The organism is Rhodovulum strictum (assembly GCF_009649175.1).
GTDB classification, from domain to species: Bacteria; Pseudomonadota; Alphaproteobacteria; order Rhodobacterales; family Rhodobacteraceae; genus Rhodovulum; species Rhodovulum strictum.
In genome coordinates this window covers 1-3,928 of record NZ_WJPO01000058.1, presented here as the reverse complement: position 1 = coordinate 3,928, position 3,928 = coordinate 1, and the positions used below count along the sequence as shown (strand labels likewise).

Annotated in this window: 3 protein-coding genes; all 3 read right to left on the bottom strand. The window is 64.5% G+C overall.

All coding sequences use genetic code 11. From position 1 onward, the window contains the following. A partial coding sequence (locus GH815_RS19090) for a hypothetical protein (RefSeq protein WP_211365130.1) occupies window positions 1-518 on the bottom strand: 518 nt, incomplete at its 3' end. A 105-nt stretch (window positions 519-623) separates the two neighbouring features. Next, window positions 624-1,955 (bottom strand): site-specific DNA-methyltransferase, encoded by a 1,332-nt coding sequence (locus tag GH815_RS18465; protein WP_153750191.1) that lies wholly within the window; start codon window positions 1,953-1,955, stop codon window positions 624-626. After that, window positions 1,952-3,214, bottom strand: coding sequence for a site-specific DNA-methyltransferase (locus GH815_RS18460; protein WP_153750190.1), 1,263 nt, complete (start codon window positions 3,212-3,214; stop codon window positions 1,952-1,954). Before GH815_RS18460 ends, GH815_RS18465 begins: the two co-directional genes overlap by 4 nt. Window positions 3,215-3,928 lie beyond the last annotated feature (714 nt).

Genomic DNA, 3,928 nt, shown 5'->3' with positions numbered 1-3,928 from the left:
GCCAAGACCTTCCTTTCCGCCATCGCCCTCGCCGCAACCGTCCTGTTCTGGCTTTGACGATCAATGAGTCTGGAGCCCAGGACCGAGAAGGGGCCAAAGACGGCAGAGTGGTTGTCTGCAACGATGTTGCTAAGAGCGAAGGAACGGACTAGAAGGGCTTGAGCGTCAGCATCATACCGAAGGTGCTCGCGATCAATTGGAAACTGTACTGCGACAATCTCAGGCACTGCCGTAAGCGCCTGAACTTGTCGTTCTTCAAAGTCGGCTGTCCTCTCGAATTCGTCCCGGATATTCGGAATGGCCGAAACAAGATCCCAAGCCTGGTCGAAAGACATCAGACGGCTGCCATCTGCCTGCGCGCAAACTTCTGATGGCGAGGCCAGGGCAGGGGACAAGCCATACCCTAAGATCGCCGCGGCTAACCAAGTCGTTCTCATCGGCTTCTCGAATATCCCAATATCGTAATAATTTGCGATCGCAGCGAACCCTAACACCGCGAGGCATGAACGGCAACTCACCCTCGCCCCTGTCGACGTGCTGCAAGTTCAAGTATATACACGCATAAGTTGCGATTGACCGCAAGCTTCCAAAGCGCTGATGTAGGCAATCTTAAACCTGAAACGTTACTTGGGTGCATTCAGGGCCGTCCGCCCCGTCGCCAGTTCCCACCGCCTCACGGCGACGTCGCAGTAAAATGGGTCCAGCTCCACCGCGCGGCAGCGCCGCCTGGTACGTTCCGCAGCGATCAGCTGGGTGCCGGAGCCGCAGAAGGGCTCGAACACTAGGTCGCCGGGATCGGTGAAGGCCTTTAGCACCGCCTCGACCAGCGCCACCGGGAACACGGCTGGATGCGATCCGGCAGCGCCCAGCCCGCCCTTGTGGCGCATGATGCGGAAGACGCTGTCCGGGATGCGGTGGCTCTGGATCGCATTGCCGAAGCCGGCCTTGCGATGGACAGTGCCGTCGGCCCCGCGCAGCCCGCCGCCGCCGAGGGTCTCGCCCGCGTGCTTGCTCGCGACCGTCTTGTTGGGCTTCCGGGGGTGGCGGTTGAAGTGGAAGATGAACTCGTGCGACGGCGCCAGCCGCCCGTTCCAGTCGCCCGGCAGGCCGGGCCCCTGGTCCCAGACATACCAGCCGAAGCGCCGCCAGCCCTGCGCGCGCATCCAGTCCACCCAGCCTTCCCAATAGGGGATCCATTCGCTGTCGCGATGGACGAGGCCGAGGTTCACCAGCAGCTGGGCATCGGCGGTGACGGGCGCCGCGGCAAGCACGCCCTGCATCAGCGCATCCCAATCGCCGAGCTTTTCCTTCGCCGCGCCATAGTCGCGCTGCTGGGCATAGGGTGGGGAGGTGAACACCAGCGACGCCTGCGCCCCGTCCATCAGCCTTGCCACCACACCCGGGTCGGTGGCATCGCCGCAGATCAGGCGATGGTCGCCCAGCGCCCAGATATCGCCGGGCTTTGTGATCGGTTCCGCCGGGGGCTCGGGGATCGCATCGGCCGCGTCATCGTCGATCGGCGTGCGATTGTCATCGGCATCTTGGAGCAGCGCGTCCAGCTCGTCCTCGGGGATCCCGATCAGCCCGAGGTCGAAGTCCTCGGCCATCAGCCCGCGTAGTTCCTCGAGCAGCAGCGCCTCGTCCCACCCGCCCAGTTCGGTCAGCTTGTTGTCGGCGATCCGGTATGCCCGCCGCTGTGCCTCGGTCAGATGGTCCAGCACGATGACCGGCGCATCAGTCAGCCCGAGCTGCGCGGCGGCCAGGACGCGGCCGTGGCCTGCGATCAGCTCGCCGTCGGCCGCGACGAGGCAGGGGACGGTCCAGCCGAACTCGGCCATGCTGGCGGCGATCTTGGCCACCTGGTCGGCATCGTGGGTCTTGGCATTGCGCGCATAGGGTTTCAGCCGATCCAGCGGCCAGAACGAAATCTGGCTCGGGCGCAGATGCGTCGTCATGCAGCCAGCCGCTTGGCCTTGAGGGCGGCGAAGCTCTCGCCGGTCTCCGCCAGCACGGCCTCTTGACCGGTGAATGACTGCCAGCGCTCGATGGCCACGTCGACATAGGCCGGGTTCAACTCGACCCCGTAGCAGACCCTATCCGTTGTCTCGGCCGCGATCAGCGTGGTGCCGGATCCCATGAATGGCTCATAGACCGCCTGACCGGTACTCGAGTTGTTCAGGATCGGCCGCCGCATGCATTCCACCGGCTTCTGTGTGCCGTGCACCGTGTCGGCGTCCTGATCCCGGTTGGCGATCTGCCACAGCGTCGTCTGCTTGCGGTCTCCCGCCCAGTGGCCCTTGCCCTTGGCGCGCACGGCATACCAGCAGGGTTCGTGCTGCCAGTGATAATCGCCGCGGCTGAGGACCAGCCGGTCCTTGGCCCAGATGATCTGCGACCGGATGGCAAAGCCTGCGGCCACCAGACTGTCGGCCACGGTCGCCGCATGCAGCGCCCCATGCCAGACATAGGCCACGTCGCCGGGGAACAGCGCCCAAGCCTCGCGCCAGTCGGCGCGGTCGTCGTTCAGCACCTTGCCGGTGCGCCTGGTCTTGGCCGCGCCCGCGGCGTTGCGCCAGGACGGGTCATACTCCACGCCATAGGGCGGATCGGTGACCATGAGCAGGGGGTGCACATCGCCCAGCAGCCGCCCGACGACATCGGCCGCGGTGCTGTCGCCGCAGATCAGCCGATGCGGCCCGAGCTGCCATAGGTCGCCCTTTGCCGACATCGGCGTGACTGGCAGCTCCGGAACATCGTCCTCGCCCTCGACCGCGCCATCGCCGGCCAAAGCCTCGGGGTCTCGCAGCAGAGCGTCGAGGTCGTCGTCGCTGATGCCGAGCAGGGACAGATCGAAATCCTCGGCCAGGAGCCCCGCGATCTCGTCGCGCAGCAGGGCCTCGTCCCACTCGCCCAGTTCCGTCAGCTTGTTGTCGGCGATGCGATAGGCGCGGCGCTCGGCCTCGTCGAGATGGCTGAGCCGGATCACAGGCACCTCGGTCAGGCCGAGCATGGTCGCGGCCAGCACCCGGCCGTGGCCCGCGATCAGCTCGCCATCGTCGGCCACCATGCAGGGCACGGTCCAGCCGAACTTGGCCATGCTGGCGGCGATCTTCGCCACCTGGTCGTCGCCATGCATCTTGGCATTGCGGGCATAGGGGCGCAGCCGGGCAATCGGCCAGGTTTCGATCTGGCTCGGCGCGAAGACGAGGTCCATGGGTTGGGGCTCGGGATGTGGGGGAGGGAAAATGAAAAGCGCCCGCGAGGGTGATCCTCCGGGCGCAATTCTTCGATGATCAAGGGGTAGGTCAAGGGGGCTAGGAATGTCAATCCATTTTCGCGCTTGGAATCAAGGCCTTCTTGCGAAGCGCGGCGCGCGTGGCTCCGAGAGGTGGCTTCGGTGGCCAGTGGCTTCTGCTGGGTGGCTGCGCTGGATTCCCGCCGGAATCCACCCGGCGAGCGCGGGCTGCCCCGTAAGTGTTTGAAGATGAGTCAAGATTTCTGGCGCGCGGGCGATCGTGGCTTCCATGTGGCTTCCCCGGCGAAAAGGCCAGACGCTGGAAAACTGCCGCGCTCAGCCCCCCCGTATACAGATCACGCGCGGGAGGAACCATGCTGGGGGATGCGACGCACGGGGCGGAAGGCTACCTTTGGGACCCGAATACATCAACGATCGCTTTGCGCTCGCTTCAGAGGTAGCAATCGGGGTTGCAGCGACCTACAAACTACGAGCGAGGGGATCACGGCAGTTCAGGCTGGCGTAAGGAGGAGCCTGAGTGATTAAAAATGATATTGAGGGACGCACTTTACCAGATTATGATCTCACCTGCTGGTATTTGAACATAAGGCGTGTCCTAGGCTCCAGACTCATTGATCGTCAAAGCCAGAACAGGACGGTTGCGGCGAGGGCGATGGCGGAAAGGAAGGTCTT